Annotated in this window: 16 protein-coding genes; 8 read left to right on the top strand and 8 right to left on the bottom strand. The window is 69.6% G+C overall.

Going from position 1 to position 16,368, the window contains the following annotated elements:
* Positions 1-45 precede the first annotated feature (45 nt).
* Complete coding sequence (locus IU459_RS30300) at positions 46-1,287, top strand: nitrite/sulfite reductase (RefSeq protein ID WP_195133017.1); 1,242 nt, start codon at positions 46-48, stop codon at positions 1,285-1,287.
* A gap of 17 nt (positions 1,288-1,304) precedes the next feature.
* Here IU459_RS30300 and ddaH read toward each other — a convergent pair whose 3' ends face one another.
* A complete protein-coding gene (gene ddaH, locus IU459_RS30305) occupies positions 1,305-2,150 on the bottom strand; it encodes a dimethylargininase (protein ID WP_228838740.1) in 846 nt (281 codons plus the stop codon).
* 136 nt (positions 2,151-2,286) lie between these two features.
* On the opposite strand from ddaH, the gene IU459_RS30310 reads away from it, so the two are divergent.
* The 5 genes from IU459_RS30310 to IU459_RS30330 all read left to right on the top strand — a co-directional run bounded on the left by IU459_RS30310 (position 2,287) and on the right by IU459_RS30330 (position 6,094).
* Complete coding sequence (locus tag IU459_RS30310; RefSeq protein WP_067470668.1) at positions 2,287-2,724, top strand: Lrp/AsnC family transcriptional regulator; 438 nt, start codon at positions 2,287-2,289, stop codon at positions 2,722-2,724.
* Between the two features lie 92 nt (positions 2,725-2,816).
* The gene (locus IU459_RS30315; protein ID WP_195133018.1) at positions 2,817-3,452 is read left to right on the top strand and encodes a precorrin-8X methylmutase; all 636 of its coding nucleotides are present in this window, start codon (positions 2,817-2,819) and stop codon (positions 3,450-3,452) included.
* Entirely contained in the window at positions 3,449-5,017 is a 1,569-nt protein-coding gene (gene cobJ, locus IU459_RS30320) for a precorrin-3B C(17)-methyltransferase (RefSeq protein ID WP_195133019.1), read from the top strand. The genes IU459_RS30315 and cobJ overlap by 4 nt, the downstream gene beginning before the upstream one ends.
* A gap of 32 nt (positions 5,018-5,049) precedes the next feature.
* The gene (locus IU459_RS30325; protein ID WP_195133020.1) at positions 5,050-5,508 is read left to right on the top strand and encodes a hypothetical protein; all 459 of its coding nucleotides are present in this window, start codon (positions 5,050-5,052) and stop codon (positions 5,506-5,508) included.
* Between the two features lie 31 nt (positions 5,509-5,539).
* On the top strand, positions 5,540-6,094 hold the full coding sequence (locus IU459_RS30330; RefSeq protein ID WP_195133021.1) for a PadR family transcriptional regulator: 555 nt from the start codon (positions 5,540-5,542) through the stop codon (positions 6,092-6,094).
* A 48-nt stretch (positions 6,095-6,142) separates the two neighbouring features.
* Here the strand turns inward: IU459_RS30330 and IU459_RS30335 are convergent, their stop codons facing one another.
* The 4 genes from IU459_RS30335 to IU459_RS30350 all read right to left on the bottom strand — a co-directional run bounded on the left by IU459_RS30335 (position 6,143) and on the right by IU459_RS30350 (position 9,620).
* Positions 6,143-6,892 carry a cobalt-precorrin-6A reductase gene (locus IU459_RS30335; protein WP_324199090.1) on the bottom strand — a complete coding sequence of 250 codons (750 nt, stop codon included), beginning with the start codon at positions 6,890-6,892 and terminating at the stop codon, positions 6,143-6,145.
* A gap of 2 nt (positions 6,893-6,894) precedes the next feature.
* A complete protein-coding gene (locus IU459_RS30340) occupies positions 6,895-7,512 on the bottom strand; it encodes a hypothetical protein (RefSeq protein WP_195133022.1) in 618 nt (205 codons plus the stop codon).
* 78 nt (positions 7,513-7,590) lie between these two features.
* Positions 7,591-8,886 carry a precorrin-6y C5,15-methyltransferase (decarboxylating) subunit CbiE gene (cbiE, locus tag IU459_RS30345; RefSeq protein WP_195133065.1) on the bottom strand — a complete coding sequence of 432 codons (1,296 nt, stop codon included), beginning with the start codon at positions 8,884-8,886 and terminating at the stop codon, positions 7,591-7,593.
* Entirely contained in the window at positions 8,865-9,620 is a 756-nt protein-coding gene (locus IU459_RS30350) for an SDR family NAD(P)-dependent oxidoreductase (RefSeq protein WP_195133064.1), read from the bottom strand. Before IU459_RS30350 ends, cbiE begins: the two co-directional genes overlap by 22 nt.
* 131 nt (positions 9,621-9,751) lie before the next feature.
* Here IU459_RS30350 and IU459_RS30355 point away from each other — a divergent pair, with 131 nt between their 5' ends.
* Positions 9,752-10,183 carry a PPOX class F420-dependent oxidoreductase gene (locus IU459_RS30355; protein ID WP_195133023.1) on the top strand — a complete coding sequence of 144 codons (432 nt, stop codon included), beginning with the start codon at positions 9,752-9,754 and terminating at the stop codon, positions 10,181-10,183.
* 27 nt (positions 10,184-10,210) lie between these two features.
* Here IU459_RS30355 and IU459_RS30360 read toward each other — a convergent pair whose 3' ends face one another.
* The gene (locus IU459_RS30360; protein WP_195133024.1) at positions 10,211-11,338 is read right to left on the bottom strand and encodes a M24 family metallopeptidase; all 1,128 of its coding nucleotides are present in this window, start codon (positions 11,336-11,338) and stop codon (positions 10,211-10,213) included.
* Positions 11,339-11,421: 83 nt separating this feature from the next.
* Here IU459_RS30360 and IU459_RS30365 point away from each other — a divergent pair, with 83 nt between their 5' ends.
* Complete coding sequence (locus tag IU459_RS30365) at positions 11,422-12,387, top strand: 5'-3' exonuclease (protein ID WP_195133025.1); 966 nt, start codon at positions 11,422-11,424, stop codon at positions 12,385-12,387.
* A gap of 412 nt (positions 12,388-12,799) precedes the next feature.
* On the opposite strand, the gene IU459_RS30370 is transcribed toward IU459_RS30365, so the two are convergent.
* Together IU459_RS30370 and IU459_RS30375 are read right to left on the bottom strand one after the other, a co-directional pair.
* Positions 12,800-13,489, bottom strand: coding sequence for a DUF4333 domain-containing protein (locus IU459_RS30370; protein WP_195133026.1), 690 nt, complete (start codon positions 13,487-13,489; stop codon positions 12,800-12,802).
* A gap of 174 nt (positions 13,490-13,663) precedes the next feature.
* Positions 13,664-16,366 (bottom strand): DEAD/DEAH box helicase, encoded by a 2,703-nt coding sequence (locus IU459_RS30375; protein WP_195133027.1) that lies wholly within the window; start codon positions 16,364-16,366, stop codon positions 13,664-13,666.
* Positions 16,367-16,368 lie beyond the last annotated feature (2 nt).

Here is a 16,368-nt window from a genome sequence, read left to right on the forward strand (position 1 = left end):
TGCGCCAGAGGTGCCGTGGTGACGGGTCCGTAGGCTGGACCAGCTATGACACGACGTGGTCCGGATTCCTGCCCAGGTGTGCTGCGGCTGCACCAGGCAGCCGACGGTCCCCTGGCGCGGATCCGGGTGCCCGGTGGCCTGCTGAACCCCGCTCAGTTGCAGGCGCTGGCGGAGTCAGCCCGTGACCTGGCGGACGGGAACATCGAACTCACCTCTCGCGGCAACATCCAATTGCGGCAGGTACGCGACGCGGCGGCGTTGACAGACCGGCTCGCCGCCGTTGGGCTCCTGCCCAGCCACACGCACGAGCGGGTGCGCAACATCATCGCCTCGCCGCTGTCCGGACGCGTCGGCGGCCTGGCGGACCTGCGCGCGCTGGGCCCCGCGCTGGACGCCGGTCTGCTCGCCGCGCCACGGCTGGCCGAATTGCCCGGCCGGGTGCTGTTCACCCTCGACGACGGTCGCGGCGACGTCAGCGGGCTCGGCGCCGACATCGGGGTGCATGCGATCGGCGCGGAGGAGTTCGCGCTCCTCCTGGCGGGCCGCGACAGCGGCGTCCGTCTCCGAGCCGCCGACACGATCGAGGTCATGCTGGCCGCGGCGCACGGATTCCTGGATCTGCGCGGCGAGGACGCGGGACGGTGGCGGTTGCACGACATCGAACAGGGCGCTGATCGGGTGGTCGATCTCCTCGGGCTCTCCCCGGTCGCAGATCGGCTCGAATTACCCGTGCGCCGAAGCCTTCCGATCGGCTGGCTGGAGCAGGAAGACGGGTTGGTCGGCCTCGGCGCCGGTGTGCGCCTCGGCTGCCTGCCCGCCCGCACCGCCGAATTCCTCGCCGCGGTCGAGCGACCGATCGTCGTCACGCCGTGGCGCGGCCTGGTGGTGGCCGACCTCGAGGCGTGGGCTGCCGAGCAGGTCGTGCGCGTGCTGGCCCCGATGGGTTTGATCTTCGACGCCGACTCGCCATGGCTTCTGGTCAGCGCCTGCGCCGGGCAACCCGGTTGCGCGAAGTCGCATACCGACGTCCGGGCCGATGTATCCGAGGCGGTCGACACGGGTCGTGTGCTGCCCGCGGCCTACCCCCTCGAGCATGGAGCGAATGACCGGGATGCCGACCCCGAAAAGGCTGCGCCGCGGCAAGTCTCGGAGCCTCCCCGGATCGCCGCTACGGATATTTCGGTGGCCGGGCGTCAACATTGGTCCGGCTGCGACCGCCGCTGCGGCCGCCCCCGGGATCAGGTCACCGATATCGTCGCGACAGACGAGGGTTACCGCATCGGCTGATCGTCGCCAGGCCTGCGTCACCTTCCATGGATCTCGAGGGTGCAGCACTTGACGGATCCGCCCGCCTTGAGCAGCTCGGACATCTCGATCCCGACCGGGTGGTAGCCGCGCTCGCGCAGGGATTCGCTCAGATCGGTGGCGCGGCTGCTGAGGAATACGTTGACACCGTCGCAGACACCGTTCAATCCGAGCACCGCCGCGTCCTCGTCGGTCGCCACGATAGCGTCGGGGTAAAGCTCGGCGAGAATCGCGCGGGCCGCCGGGCTGAAGGCGGGCGGGTAATAGGCGACGGTGCGATCGTCCAGCGGAAGCAGCACCGTATCCAGGTGGTAGAAGCGCGGGTCGACCAATTCCAGGGACACCACCGGCAGACCGAAGTGCCGCGACACCTCCTCGTGCGCCGCAAGCGAACTGCGGAATCCCATACCTGCCAAGAGCCGATCACCGACCAGAAGGAAATCACCTTCCCCTTCGTTCAATTCCTTGGCGGCCACAAGATTCGGCAGCCCGGCCGCGGCGAACCATTCGTGGTAGGCGGGACCTTCGGCAGCGCGTTCCCGGTGCGTGAAGCGGGCCGACATCGCCCGGTCGCCGACGATCAGACCACCGTTGGCTGCGAACACCATGTCGGGCAGGCCCGGGATGCCGGACACCACCTCGACCGTGTGCCCGTATGCCGCATAGGTGGCGCGCAGCGTCTCCCACTGTTGGATCGCCAGGTCGCGGTCGACGGGTTCGGCGGGATTCATCCAGGGGTTGATCGAATAGGTGACGTCGAAGTAATCGGGTCGGCACATGACGAATCGGCGCGGCGACGAACCACGGGCGGCGGCCTCGACTTGGAGGGTGGCTACAGACGTCAACGGAACTCCCGGAGGTCAGCGGGGACTTTCAGCTGAGACGAAGGTAAGTCGACTACTATTGCGTCAGAAACAACGATTTATTGCGTATTTCGGCCGTAGAACTACTGATCATTGCGCAAACCACTGAGGATGTGATGTGGACGACCTCGATCGGCGGATTCTCGAACAGCTGCTGAAGCACGCGCGCGCCTCGTTCCAGGAGATCGGCAGCGCGGTCGGGCTGTCCGCGCCGGCGGTCAAGCGGCGGGTCGATCGGTTGGTCGCGAACAAGCAGATCACCGGATTCACCGCGTTGGTCAACCCGGCCGCGCTGGGCTGGAAGACGGAGGCATACGTCGAGGTCTACTACCGCGACAACATCTCCCCCGCCGAATTGAAACGCAGCCTGGAACCGATCCCGCAGGTGGTCGGCGTGTGGACCATCGCGGGGGAGGCCGACGCGCTGGTGCACGTGATGGCCACCGACATGGCCGAGATCGAGGTGACCGTGGAGCGGATCCGGGAGAACGCGCGCGTCGGACGCACGCGGAGTTCGATCGTCATGTCCCGGATCCTCGAGCGTCCGCGAACCTGAGCGGGCAACGTCATCCGGGCGAAACATCGTGCGGCGGTGCACCCCGCAACCCGGACCGCCCGGTCCGGACCCGCACCCATAGGGTGGAGCGCATGTCCGACGTACGTGCCAGCTACCTGACCGACGGGGCCGAGATCTACCGTCGCTCGTTCGCGACCATCCGCGCCGAGGCCGATCTCAGCCGGTTTCCGCCGGACGTGGCGCAAGTGGCGGTGCGGATGATCCACGGCTGTGGCCAGGTAGATCTCGCCGAGGACATCGCCTTCTCGCCCGGGGTCGTCGCGGCGGCGCGGGCTGCGCTGCGTGCGGGCGCGCCGATTCTGTGTGACGCGACCATGGTCGCCTCCGGTGTGACCAGAAAACGACTGCCCGCCGACAACGAGGTGGTGTGCACCCTCGCCGATCCGCGCGTCCCCGAATTGGCGTCCGCTCTGGGCACCACCCGCTCCGCTGCCGCGCTCGAACTGTGGCGCGACCGCCTCGAGGGCGCCGTCGTCGCGATCGGCAACGCGCCGACGGCGCTGTTCCATCTGCTCGATCTGCTGGACGCGGGCGCAGCCCGGCCCGCCGCCGTGCTCGGCATTCCCGTCGGATTCGTCGGAGCCGCCGAATCCAAGGACGCGCTGATCGCGACCGGCGGCATCGAGTACCTCACGGTCCGCGGCAGGCGCGGCGGCAGCGCGATCACCGCATCCGCGCTGAACGCGATTGCGAGCGAACAGGAATGAGCGCACCGGGGAAACTGTGGGGCGTCGGACTCGGCCCCGGCGATCCGGAGCTGGTGACGGTCAAGGCGGCCAAGGTGATCGAGGCGGCGGACGTCATCGCGTTCCACAGTGCGCGCCACGGTCGCAGCATCTCCCGCCGCATCGCCGCGCCGTACATGCGCCAGGGTCAGCTCGAGGAGCACCTCGTCTACCCGGTGACCACCGAGACCACCGACCATCCCGGCGGCTACCAAGGCGCGATCGACGAGTTCTACGAACACGCCGCCGAGCGCCTGGCCGCGCACCTGGCAGCGGGCCGCTCGGTGGCGTTGCTCGCCGCGGGTGACCCGCTGTTCTACAGCTCCTACATGCACATGCACCGCCGGCTGGCCGACCGGTTCGAGACCGAGATCATCCCGGGTATCACCTCGGTGAGCGCGGCGTCGGCCGCGTTGGGCACGCCGCTGGTCGAAGGCGAACAGGTGCTCACGGTGCTGCCGGGCACCATGCCGGTGGACGAACTCACCCGGCGCCTCCGAGCGACCGACGCAGCCGCGATCATGAAGCTCGGCCGCACCTATCCCGGTGTGCGCCAGGCTCTTGCCGATTCGGGCCGGCTCTCCGGCGCCTATTACGTCGAGCGCGCGAGCACCACCGAGCAGCGCGTCCTGCACGCCGACGCGGTGGACGACACAGAGGTCCCCTACTTCTCCATCACCCTTGTTCCGGGCCCGGAACCGACTACGCCGCTGCCCAGCGCCGAGCCGAATCCAGCTGCCTGTCAGCCGATGACCCATGCGGCAGCGACCGGGCGAGTCGGCGAGGTCGTCGTCGTTGGACTGGGTCCCGGCGCGCCGGAATGGACCACCGACGAGGTGCGCGCGGCATTGGCGGACGCCACCGATCTGGTCGGCTACACCACCTACTTGAACCGGGTGCCACCACGACCTGGCCAGCGCCGCCACGCCAGCGACAACCGGGTGGAGTCCGAGCGCGCGGCCATGGCCTTGGATCTGGCCACGCGGGGCGCGCGGGTAGCGGTCGTTTCCTCGGGTGACCCAGGGGTTTTCGCGATGGCGGCGGCCGTGCTGGAAGAAGCAGCGGACCCGCGGTGGCGCGAGGTGCCGGTACGGGTGCTTCCCGGACTCACCGCGGCCAACGCGGTGGCGAGCCGGGTCGGTGCGCCGCTCGGACACGACTATGCGATGATCTCGCTCTCCGATCGGCTCAAGCCATGGGATGTCGTGGCAGAACGTCTTTCCGCCGTCGCGGCGGCCGACATGGCCATCGCGGTCTACAACCCGGCGTCATCGCAGCGCACCTGGCAGGTCGGCGCGATGCGGGACCTGCTGCTGGAGCACCGCAAGCCCGATACGCCCGTCGTCGTCGGGCGTGACGTCGGCGGGCCGGCCGAGTCGGTGCGCGTGGTGACGCTCGGCGATCTCGACCCCGCCGAGGTGGACATGCGCACGCTGCTGATCATCGGCGCGTCGACCACGACCGCGTTCGCGACCGGCCACGGTACCCGCGTCTACACCTCCCGGCGCTACGGGACGATCCGCGACGCGGCGGCCGACAACGCGTAGGATCGCCTGACGCACCGGAGATGGGAGGGAACTTGGCCGCGACACTGGCGGAGTTGACGCTGCGCACGCGAGCCTTGGAGGCACGGGCCACCGCGACCGAGCAATCGCTCGACGAGCAGGGCGTCGTCTTGGGCGAACTCGCGGGACTCACCCGGAAAGCACTGGACGGCATCGATCGGCTCGACCGGCGGGTGGAGAAGATCGAGAATGCTGTCACAGAGCTTCGTGAGGACGTCGGCGAGCTGCGCGAGAACGTCGGCGGACTGCAGGAGAGCGTCGGTGAGTTGCGCGAGGACGTCAGCGGGCTGCACGACCGTGTCGGCGAGCTCAACCGGCGGGTCACGGTGCTGGAAAAAGGGCAGATCCGGTTGGAACAGGGTCAGGCCAGGCTGGAACAGGCGCAGACACGATTGGAACAGGGCCAGTCGCGACTGGAGGAGGGCATGACCGAGGTGCTCGCCCGGCTCGACCGGTTGGCCGGAAGCGCGTAGTCCACCCGTTCCGGTAACATTCCACTATGGAATGTTCAGCAGAAGGGAGCAGTCGTTGACCAACGCTACGACCACGCGCAAGTCGCTGAACTCCACGGCGGCGTCGTTGCTCGGATTTCTGCACGAAGGTCCCATGTCGGGGTGGGACCTGGTGGCCACGGCGCAAGACCGCATCGGCGACTTCTGGACGATCACGCAGAGTCAGGTCTATCGGGAGCTCGCCGCCATGGACGCGGCTGGACTGGTCGAGAAGGGCGAGACCGGCGCGCGAGAACGCACGCCGTATCACATCACCGACGCCGGGCGAGAGGCGTTCCTGGAATGGGTGGCCCGCGATCCCGGCGGCGAGACCATCCGGGTGCCGCTGCTGCTCACACTGTCGTTCGGCGAACATCTGGACCGTGATCGGCTCGACGGCATCATCGCGGCCAACCGGGATATCCACCAGGAGCGGCTGGCGCGGTACCTCGCCGAGGATCCGGAGACGATGTCGGCTTTCGCCCGCGCCACATTGGATTTCGGGATCCGCTACGAGCGGGCGGTGCTGGACTGGTTCGATCACCTGCCCGAGCTTCTCGGCCGTTGATCGTCACAGGTCGCGACGGCTCTTTCCGAGATACGAGCACGCCAGGGATCAACCGCGCCCGAGCTCGATTCGTTTCTCGCGCAGCCAATCCATCGCCTGGGCAACGGTTTCCACGACCTGCACGCCCTCCGGCAGCGGCGGGCGGTCGATCACGACGACCGGAATTCCGGCCTCGCCGGCGGCGGCCAGCTTCGCTTCGGTCTGATCGCCGCCGCTGTCTTTGGTGACGAGCACATCGATCCGGTGCTGTGCGATCAGCCGCGATTCGTTCTCGAGCTTGAAAGGTCCTCGGGCGAGCAGGATTTCGCGTCGAGGCGGCAACGGTCCCGCTGGCGGATCGATGGCTCGGATCAGGAACCACTGCCGCTGCTGTCCCGCGAAGGCGTCCACGCCTTGACGGCCGATGGTCAGGAACACACGCTCGCCGAGCGTCGCGGTCACCTGCGCCGCCGCGGCGAGATCGGGCACCCGCACCCATCGATCCCCCGGCCGGTCCGGCCAGTTCGGCCGCCGCAGGCACAGCAGCGGCACACCCGAATCACCTGCGGCCGCAGCGACGTTGGCACTGATGGCCGCCGCGAATGGATGGGTGGCGTCCACGACAGCGGTCACGTCGTTGTCCGCGATCCAGGAACGCAGTCCCTCCGCGCCACCGAAGCCACCGACCCGCACCGCGCCCTCGGGCAACCGGGGCGCACGCACACGACCGGCGAGCGAGGACACGATCTCGAATCCTCGCTCGCCGGAAGCGATGTGGGCGAGGTCCCGGGCTTCCCGGGTGCCGCCCAGAATCAGAATTCTCAGGGCTGGCCGCTGAAGTAGGCGATACCCGCGTTCAGCAGCGACGGGCCGCCCGCGACGGCCAGGCCGATCAGCGCGCCGAGCACGGCGCCGGGCAGGATGCCGACGCCGAAGAAGACGATGCCGACGGCGGCGCCGATCAGGCCGCCGACCAGGGCACCGAGCGAGGCGCGCTGCAACTCGGCGAAGAACCACTCCTGTGCGCCGATGAATTCGGCAGCGACCGGCGCGTTCGCGGTCGGAGCGACCTGCGGCGTCAGCGTGAGCTGCCTGCCCTCGTCGGCGACGTTCGCGGCGATCTGGACCTCTTGGCCCTTGGCCGTCGCGGTGAGCGGAATCGTGGTGACGGTCTCGCCCGCGGAATTCTTCAGGGTGACCGAGTGATTGTCGGCATCGACGTCGAACGCGCCGCCGGTCACGCTGGTGACCACCGACTTACCCGCCTCGGCCAGCCGCAGCGTGTAGCCGACGCCCTGGTCGGTGCCGGTGACCGTGGGCTCCGCGGCCGGCTGGTCCTGCACCGCGGGCGGCGTGGGCGCGGCGTAGGCGGTACCGGCGGTGACTCCGGTGGCGGCGACGGCCAACAATGCGGTAGCGGCGAACTTCTTGTATTTCATCTATCTCCCCAACAGGAACCGGATTTCCGATCATGACCGGAACTCGGCCCCGACCCTACCCCGTGACCGATAACGCGTTCACCCATCGGTGGGGAATACCGGCCCGATGTCGCGCTTTTTCGTCACCGACCACTGTGCGACCGGGAGCTGGGGCCGCCACGCGGTGAAGGCCCCCAGCGGTTCGCCGCGGTAGATCTGGAACTTCCGCAACGCGCCGCCCTGGGCGGATGCCCAGTTGAGCAGCAGCGATTCCGATTCGGCGGTGACCGCGTTCACGACGAGCCTGCCGCCTTGTCGCAGCTGCGCCCAACATGTCTCGAGCAGGTCATCCTGAGTCAGGCCGCCGCCGACGAAAATCGCGTCAGGCGAGGCGATTTCAGCGTCGCCAGCGAGTTCGGCGCGCAGCTCGCCGCGGATCACGATGTGCGGGACGCCCAGAGCGGCCGCGTTGTCGGAGATCTGCAGCCGTCGGCGCTCGAGCCGCTCGAACGTGACGGCACGGTTCGCCGGATGCGCGCGGCACCATTCGATCGCGATGCTGCCGGACCCGCCGCCGACGTCCCACAGCAGTTCGCCCGGGGCGGGTGCCAGCGCCGCGAGCGTCAGCGCGCGGATCTCGTGCTTGGTCAGCTGGCCGTCGCCGCCGAACAACTCGTCCGGCAGGCCGGGCAGCCGTGTGGCCCGAGGCTGGTCGGGGTCGGCAACGCAGTTGATCGCGACGATGTTCAGCGGGTCGCCGGGTGGGCGATCCCACTTGTTCGCCAGACCGGTGTGCAGACGTTCGGCCGGGCCGCCCAATTGCTCGAGGACGGTCAGCTCGGAGGCGCCGAAACCGTGCCGCCCTAGCAACCGCGCAAGCACCGGCGGCGTGTGCTCGTCGGCGCTGAGCACCAGCAGCCGCCTGCGGTCGGCCAGTTCGGGCAGCACCGTCACCAACGGCCGCCCCACCACGCTCACCACCGGCGTTTCCGCGAGTGACCAGCCCAGGCGGGCGCAGGCCAGTGACGCGGACGACGGCTGCGGCAAGACCCGCAGCGCACCCGCTCCGAACAGCCGGGCCAGGGTCACGCCGATTCCGTGGAACATCGGATCGCCGCTGGCCAGGACGCACAGCCGCGCCCCGCTGTGCCGCTCGAGCAGTTCGGGTAGCGCGGGCAGCAACGGCGAAGGCCAGTTCACCCGCGTCGCCGTCACCGCCTCGGGCACGAGCGCGAGCTGTCGCGTGGAACCGAACAAGATCTCGGCGTCGCCGACGGCTTCGCGGGCGGCGCGACCGAGACCGTCCCAGCCATCGGCGCCGATCCCGACTACCGCGATCGGCGGCCCGGTCCACGGCAGGGGCGCTGCGGCACTCACCGTGGCATCCGGCGCCAGATCGGCCGGGGCAGCAGGCGCATCGCGAAGAACACCGGCTGCAGGATCCGGGGCACCCAGACCCGGCCCGCGCCGCGGCGCAAGCCCTTGACCACGGCGTCGGCGACCTGGCCGGGGGTGCTCGAGAACGGGGCCGGGGACATGCCCTCGGTCATCCGCCCGATGACGAAGCCGGGACGGACCAGCAGCAGCCGAACACCGCTGCCGTGCAACGCGTCCGCGAGGCCGCTGACGAATCCGTCGAGTCCGGCCTTGGCAGATCCGTAGACGTAGTTGGCACGCCGGACCCGGACGCCCGCCACCGAGCTGAATACCACGAGCTGCCCTTCGCCTTGCGTGCGCAGCAAATTCGCCAGGACGGTGAGGACACTGGCCTGCGCGACGAAGTCGGTGTGCAGGATCGCCGTCGCGTGGGCGGGGTCCTTCTCGGCACGCCGCTGATCGCCGAGCACGCCGAACGCCAGCACCGCGATACCGATCCGTCCGTGCTCGGCGGCGACCTTCTCCAGCAGCGCCGGATGACTCGCGCTGTCGTCGGCGTCGAACTCGATCGTGTGCACAGCGCTCGCACCGGCAGCCGCGATCTCCGCGCACTGTTCGGCCAGCTCGTCGCTGCGCCGCGCCCCGAGAATCACCACCCGTCCCGGCGCCAAGCGCCGCGCCACTTCCAGCCCGATCTCGCTACGCCCGCCCAGGAGCAGCACGGCCCCGTCCACCAACCCACGCGTTCCCATGCGCCACAGTCTGTCATTGCCCCGCCGCGGCGTCGCATACCCCGGTGACCCGGTGTCACCGCCTGCTCGACGATCCGGCGCTGCACGACCTCCGGGTGCGCTCATCAGACGGCGGAGGCTACGGTCGGAGAATGCCGACCACTACTGCTGAATTGTCGACCGCCGCCCTCGAGTTCGTCGCCGAGCGGCATCTCGCCACGCTGACGACGTTGCGGGCGGACGGGACGCCGCACGTGGTGGCGGTCGGGTTCACCTGGGACCGAGACGCCGGGATCGCGCGCGTGATCACCAACGACGGCTCGGTGAAGGTGCGCAACGTGCGCCGTTCGGGATACGCGGCGGTCAGCCAGGTCGACGGCATCCGGTGGATCACGCTGGAAGGCCCGGCGACCGTGCTCGACGACCCCGACAGTGTCGCCGACGCGGTGCAGCGGTACGCGGGCCGCTACCGGGTCCCCAGAGAGAACCCGACCCGGGTGGTGATCGCCATCCAGGTCCGGCGCGTGCTGTCCAGCAGTACCCTCGTCGCACCGGCTACCGAAGGCAACGGCGCCACCGCCTAGTCGCACTGCGGCGACCGCATCCGTGCGTCACAACACCGTGAGGCCGTGCGGCTGGTTGTTCAGCGACTCGCTGCCGTCTTCCGTGACGACGACGATGTCCTCGATCCGCGCGCCCCACTCGCCGCGGAAGTAGATGCCGGGCTCGACGCTGAAGGCCATGCCCGGCTGCAGGACGAGGTCGTTGCCCGCCACGATGTAGGGCTCCTCGTGCACCGAGAGGCCGATGCCGTGGCCGGTGCGGTGGACGAAGGCGGCGCCGAAACCTGCCTCGATCAACGGGTTTCGAGCTGCCGCGTCCACGGCGGCGGCCGTGACACCGGGCCGGACGGCCGCGACCGCCGCCGCTTGGGCGCGCTCGAGGGCGGCGTACCGGGTGGCCACCTCTGGATCGGGATCCCCCAGCACGTAGGTGCGCGTCGAGTCCGAGTAATAGCCGGGTTCGACCGGGCCGCCGATGTCGATCACCACCACATCCCCGGACTCGATGCGCCGCTCCGAGACCCCGTGGTGCGGGTCGGCGCCATGGGGGCCACTGCCGACGATCACAAATGCGGCATCGGTGTGCCCCTCCGCCACGATCGCCTCCGCGATACTGCGTCCGACCTCCACCTCGGTGCGGCCGACCTGCAGGAACTCCCCCATCCTGGCGTGCACCCGATCGATCGCCGCGCCGGCCCGGCGCAGCGCGTCCACCTCGGCCGTGTCTTTGATCATGCGCAGTTCGCGCAGCACCGGAGTAGCGGAGACCGGGAGGCCGGTGAAGGATTCGGCCAGTGGCAGCAGGTGCAGCGCCGGCATGGCATCGGCGACGGCCACCCGGGAACCCACGTGCAGCGCCGACTTCACCAGGGCATAGGGGTCGGTACCGTCGACCCAGTCCAGCACCTGCAAATCCAATTCGCCGGCCGCCGAGGCGTCCAGCGAAGCCAGCTCCAGTTTCGGGATCACCACCGACGGGGTCGCCCCGTCCGCGGGGATCACCAGGCAGGTCAGCCGCTCGAACGACTCGGCCGCCGACCCCATGAGGTAGCGCAGGTCCGGCCCGGGTGTGATCAGCAGGGCATCCAGATGGGCGGCCCGGATCAGCTCCACCGCCCGCTCCAGCCGAGCACCGTAGACGTCCGCCGCGAACCTGGAATCCGTATGCGAGCTCATTCGTCCGACGTTACCCGCCACACCTGCCGGAGGAACGCCGAACTTCGCCGAGCGGTGTCGGTGCGGGCGAGTAGCCTCAGCGCGTGACCTCTGTTCCCGGTGCGCCCCTGCTGCTGTTGGACGGTGCCAGTCTCTGGTTCCGCGCCTTTCACGCGATCCCGGAGAAGATCACCGCGCCCGATGGCCGGTCGGTGAACGCGCTGCGCGGTTTCACCGACATGGTGGCGTCGCTGATCACCAAGTACGCGCCGGTCAGGCTGGTGGTGTGCCTCGATCTGGACTGGCGGCCCGCGTACCGGGTGGAGCTGGTGCCGTCGTACAAGGCACACCGGCTGGACACGTCCCCGGATGCCGCACCCGGGGCGGAAACGGTGCCCGACACCCTCACACCGCAGGTCGAGATGATCCTCGAGGTGCTCGACGCGGCGGGCATCGCGACCGGCGGGGCGGAAGGCCTCGAGGCCGACGACGTCCTCGGCACCCTGGCCACCCGGGAGCGTACCGACGCGGTGATCGTGGTCAGCGGCGACCGCGATCTCCTGCAGCTCGTGCGGGACGAGCCGGCTCCCCCGGTGCGAGTGCTCTATGCCGGACGCGGGCTGGCCAAGGCGGAGCTGTTCGGCCCGGCCGAAGTCGCGGCGAAATACGGTGTGCCGGTGCGGAATGCGGGCCCGGCCTACGCCGATCTGGCCACACTGCGCGGTGACGCCTCCGACGGCCTGCCCGGTGTGGCCGGCATCGGCGAGAAGTCCGCGGCCACGCTGATCTCTCGTTTCGGCTCGCTCGACGCGCTGCGCGCGGCAGTCGAGGATCCCGATGCCGAGCTGGCCAACGGCACGCGCGCCCGGCTCCGGGCCGCCGAGGACTACCTGAAGGCCGCCGCGCCGGTGGTCCGTGTGGTCCGGGACGCCGACGTCGCGCTCTCCCGCTCCGACGTCTTGCCGGCCGAGCCCGCCGACCCGGAGCGGCTGCGGGCCCTTGCCACCGCCTACAACGCCGAAAGCCCCGTCAGTCGGTTGATCACCGCGCTCGGGTCACGCACCGGCTGAGCCCGATACGAAGGACCCCACTGCGCACGTTGGCGATGGGGCCGCGAACATTCCGCAAGTGAAGGCGAGGCACGACAAACCGAGTCGGCGTCCAAGCGGCAACCGGTCGACGACGAAGTTGCCAGCGGCGCCCGCCCGATCGCCCGCTTGCATCGCGGTGCGCATCCAGGTCGGGCCACTACCACCTCACGCAACCACACGGCCCAACCCCGCTTTCGAGCGGAGCGAGACCGAGCATTGCTCGTTCGCGGCCCGGCTCGCGTCCGAGTGGCCGCCGCGTCCGCGACGAAGTCGCCAGCGGCGGTCGCTCGGAAGCGAGCCACAGATGGATCGCGAACACGACCGCGAAGTCGCGGCCGAACCAGCACAGCCGCGAACACGCAGCGCCGCAGGCGCTGCCGATCGAACAGAGCTAGCTCGGGCGACCGACCTCGTAGGTGCCGTCGTCCTTGGTGATCTTGATGGTGACCTTCTTGGCCTCGCCACTGACCTTCACGTCGCACACGAACGTGGCGTCGACCTTGACTTCCTGGCCGGACGGGCAGGTGACGTCGCTGACGTCCTGGATGCCGTAGGAGTCCGACAGCACCTTCTTCACGCCGTCCTGCACCGCGGCCTGGTCGAGTTGATCCTTGGCGGTCAGCAGGAGAACGAGCGCGACGATCGCACCGACAACGACGACGCCGAGCAGAGACAGGCCGATGATCAAACCCTTGCCTTTGCCGCCCTGCTGCGGCGGCTGCTGTGCGGGGGCGCCCCACTGCTGCTGCGGCTGACCCCACTGCTGCTGACCCTGCTGACCCCAGTCCTGCTGCTGCGGCTGACCCCATTGCGGCTGCCCCTGGGCGGGCTGCTGACCCCATTGCGGTTGCTGGGGTTGCTGCGGCTGCTGCCCCCACTGCTGTTGCTGCGGCTGCCCCCACTGTTGCTGCGGCTGCTGCTCACCCCAGTGCTGGGTCGGCTGGGCCGAGGCCGGGGTCTGCGGCTGACCGGCCCACTGCTGCGTGGGACCCGCGCCGCCGGGCGCTTGCTGTCCACCCCACTGCTGGGTGGGATCGTTGCGTCCCTCCCCGGGTTCGTTCGGTCCGTAAGGGCCGCTCATCTGCTTGCCTCCACTCGCATCGTTGTACACACGGTAGCCCCCCGCATGGGCCTCGTCGCATGACACGACTCTTCCGCCACGGTCGGTACGCGAAAGAAATCAAATCACAATCGAATCCGCCGTGTTGACATTGGCGGCGTTCGCGGTGTCCGCCACGCGCGCCACCGATACCACTCAGGCGGCGTCGACGGCGACGACACCGCGCCGGATCGCCCGCACCGCCTTCGCCGCCGTGGCGGCGACCTCGGGATCGTCCGCGGTGCTATGGATCTGATCGAGCAGATCGATCACCTGCCTGCACCAGCGCACGAAGTCGCCCGCCGCCAGCGGTGCGCCCTGATCACCACTGGCGAGCAGCGACTCGGCCAGCCCGTCGCCGCGCGCCCACTTGTAGACACCGGTGACGAAGCCCAGATCCGGTTCCCTGGTGGGCGGCAGCTTGTGCCGCGCCTCATCGGTCCGCAGCTCCGACCACACGCCGATGGTCGCGCCGACGGCTCGCCGGATCGGCGCCGTCGGTCCGCTCGCGCCGAGATATCCGCCTTCCTGGCGGGATTCGTACACCAGGATCGAGACGACGCCGGCCAGCTCGGCCGGACCGAGTCCGCGCCACAGTCCCTGCCGGAGGCATTCGGCGACCAGCAGGTCGCTCTCCGTGTAGATGCGGGCCAGCCTGCGCCCCTCGGCGGTCACCTCGCTGTCGTGCACGAATCCGCGTTCCTCCAGCAGACCGAGGATCCGATCGAAGGTGCGCGCCAACGAGTTCGTGGTCGCGGCGACCTTCTGGCGCATGGACTCGGTTTCGCGGAGCAACCGGTTGTAGCGCTCACCGATCCGGGCCAGCTGCTCGCGGTCGGGCCTGGTGTGCGCCGGATGCGCGCGCAGGCTGCGCCGCAGCGTGGCCAGTTCCCGGTCGTCGGCCGCGGCGGAGCGGTGGCCGCGCCGCGGCCTGCCCGGCACCGAGATTCCGGTGCTGCGCAGCGCCGAGGCCAGGTCGCGGCGTGTGCGCGCGGTGCGGTGGTCCACCCGGCGTGGCAGCCGCATGTGTCCGAGCGCCTCGGCGGGCACCGGGAAGTCGGCCACCGACACCCGGCCCGCCCACTTGTCCTCGGTGAGCACCAGCGGACGCGGATCCCCCGGCGTCGCGTCCGGCTCCAGGATCACCGCCAGCCCGGCGCGGCGCCCGGACGGAATGGCCACCACGTCGCCGCGGCGCAGGGCGCCGAGCGCGTCCACCGCCGCGCCCCGCCGGTCGGCGCGATTCTGCTGGGTCAGCTGCCGTTCCCGCTGCTTGATCCGCTCGCGCAGGGCCAGATAGTCCAGGAACCCGCCTTCGGCTCCGCCGAGCTGATCGCGCAGCTTGCGCAACGTGGCCTCGTTGCGCTCGATGCCGCGCACCAGCCCGACCACCGAGCGGTCCGCCTGGAACTGCGCGAACGACCGCTCCAGCAACGCACGCGACTCGTCCGCGCCCATCCGGTCGATGAGGTTGATCGACATGTTGTAGCCCGGCCGGAACGAGCTGCGCAGCGGATAGGTGCGGGTCGAGGCCAGGCCCGCGACCGCGCTGGTATCCACCTCGGGCTGCCACAACACCACCGCGTGGCCCTCCACGTCGATGCCCCGCCGGCCCGCGCGCCCGGTCAGCTGGGTGTACTCCCCCGGCGTGAGTTCCGCGTGCGACTCGCCGTTGAACTTGACCAGCCGCTCCAGCACGACCGTGCGCGCGGGCATGTTGATGCCCAGAGCCAGCGTCTCGGTGGCGAAGACGGCGCGAACGAGCCCGTTGACGAACAGTTCCTCGACGGTGTGCCGGAACGCGGGCAGCATCCCGGCGTGGTGCGCGGCCAGGCCCCGATGCAGCGCTTCGCGCCACTCCCAGTAGCCGAGTATCTCGAGATCGCTCTTGGGCAGGTCGCCGGTGTGCTTCTCGATGATCGCGTCGATCTTTTCGGCCTCGTCCGGGCGGCCCAGGTCCAGGCGCGACCGCAGGCATTGCGCGAGCGCACCGTCACATCCCGCACGGCTGAAGATGAACGTGATGGCGGGCAGCAGGCCCTCCTCGTCCAGCTTGCCCAGCACCTCGTGTCGCGGCAGCGGACGGAAATCACGTCGTGGACCACCGCGGCCGTTGCGCGGGGCGTTCCAGCCGTTCATCCGCTCGGCGGCTTCGCGATGACGGATGAACCGCACCAGGTCCTCGTCCACGAGCACTTTCTGTTCGGTGGACTTGGTGTCGAACAGGTCGAACATCCGCCGCCCCACCATGACGTGCTGCCACAGCGGCACCGGCCTCGTTTCGTCGACCACGACCGCGGTGTCGCCGCGCACGGTCTCCATCCAGGCGCCGAACTCCTCGGCGTTGCTGACCGTGGCCGAGAGGCTGACCAACCGGACGTCCGGCGGCAGATGCAGGATGACTTCCTCCCACACCGCGCCGCGGAATCGGTCGGCGAGGTAGTGCACCTCGTCCATCACCACGTACGACAAGCCGCGCAGCGCGTCCGAGGACGCGTACAGCATGTTGCGCAGCACCTCGGTGGTCATCACGACCACCGGCGCGTCCGGGTTGATCGTCTGGTCGCCGGTGAGCAGTCCGACGTTGTCGCGGCCGTGGCGCTCGGTGAGGTCGGCGAACTTCTGGTTCGACAGCGCTTTGATCGGCGTGGTGTAGAAGCACTTTCCGTCCGCGACCAGCGCGAGATGCACGGCGAATTCGCCGACGACGGTCTTGCCCGCGCCGGTCGGCGCGCAGACCAGAACGCTGTGGCCCTCCTCGAGCGCCACACACGCGTCGCGCTGAAATGGATCCAGCCGGAACTTCAGCTCGGCGGAGAATGCGGCCAATTCGCCCGTCTGCGACCGGTGATCTGTCACTC

Origin of the sequence: Nocardia amamiensis (assembly GCF_015477605.1) — a bacterium.
Taxonomy (GTDB): Bacteria; Actinomycetota; Actinomycetes; order Mycobacteriales; family Mycobacteriaceae; genus Nocardia; species Nocardia amamiensis_A.

Bases quoted from the DNA above. Each gene is read 5' to 3' on its own strand.
- IU459_RS30350 (WP_195133064.1), bottom strand. From the start codon at position 9,620: ATGGGAACGCGTGGGTTGGTGGACGGGGCCGTGCTGCTCCTGGGCGGG.
- IU459_RS30340 (WP_195133022.1), bottom strand. From the start codon at position 7,512: ATGAAATACAAGAAGTTCGCCGCTACCGCATTGTTGGCCGTCGCCGCC.
- IU459_RS30330 (WP_195133021.1), top strand. From the start codon at position 5,540: ATGTTCAGCAGAAGGGAGCAGTCGTTGACCAACGCTACGACCACGCGC.
- cobJ (WP_195133019.1), top strand. From the start codon at position 3,449: ATGAGCGCACCGGGGAAACTGTGGGGCGTCGGACTCGGCCCCGGCGAT.
- IU459_RS30300 (WP_195133017.1), top strand. From the start codon at position 46: ATGACACGACGTGGTCCGGATTCCTGCCCAGGTGTGCTGCGGCTGCAC.
- IU459_RS30360 (WP_195133024.1), bottom strand. From the start codon at position 11,338: ATGAGCTCGCATACGGATTCCAGGTTCGCGGCGGACGTCTACGGTGCT.
- IU459_RS30315 (WP_195133018.1), top strand. From the start codon at position 2,817: ATGTCCGACGTACGTGCCAGCTACCTGACCGACGGGGCCGAGATCTAC.
- IU459_RS30370 (WP_195133026.1), bottom strand. From the start codon at position 13,489: ATGAGCGGCCCTTACGGACCGAACGAACCCGGGGAGGGACGCAACGAT.
- IU459_RS30355 (WP_195133023.1), top strand. From the start codon at position 9,752: ATGCCGACCACTACTGCTGAATTGTCGACCGCCGCCCTCGAGTTCGTC.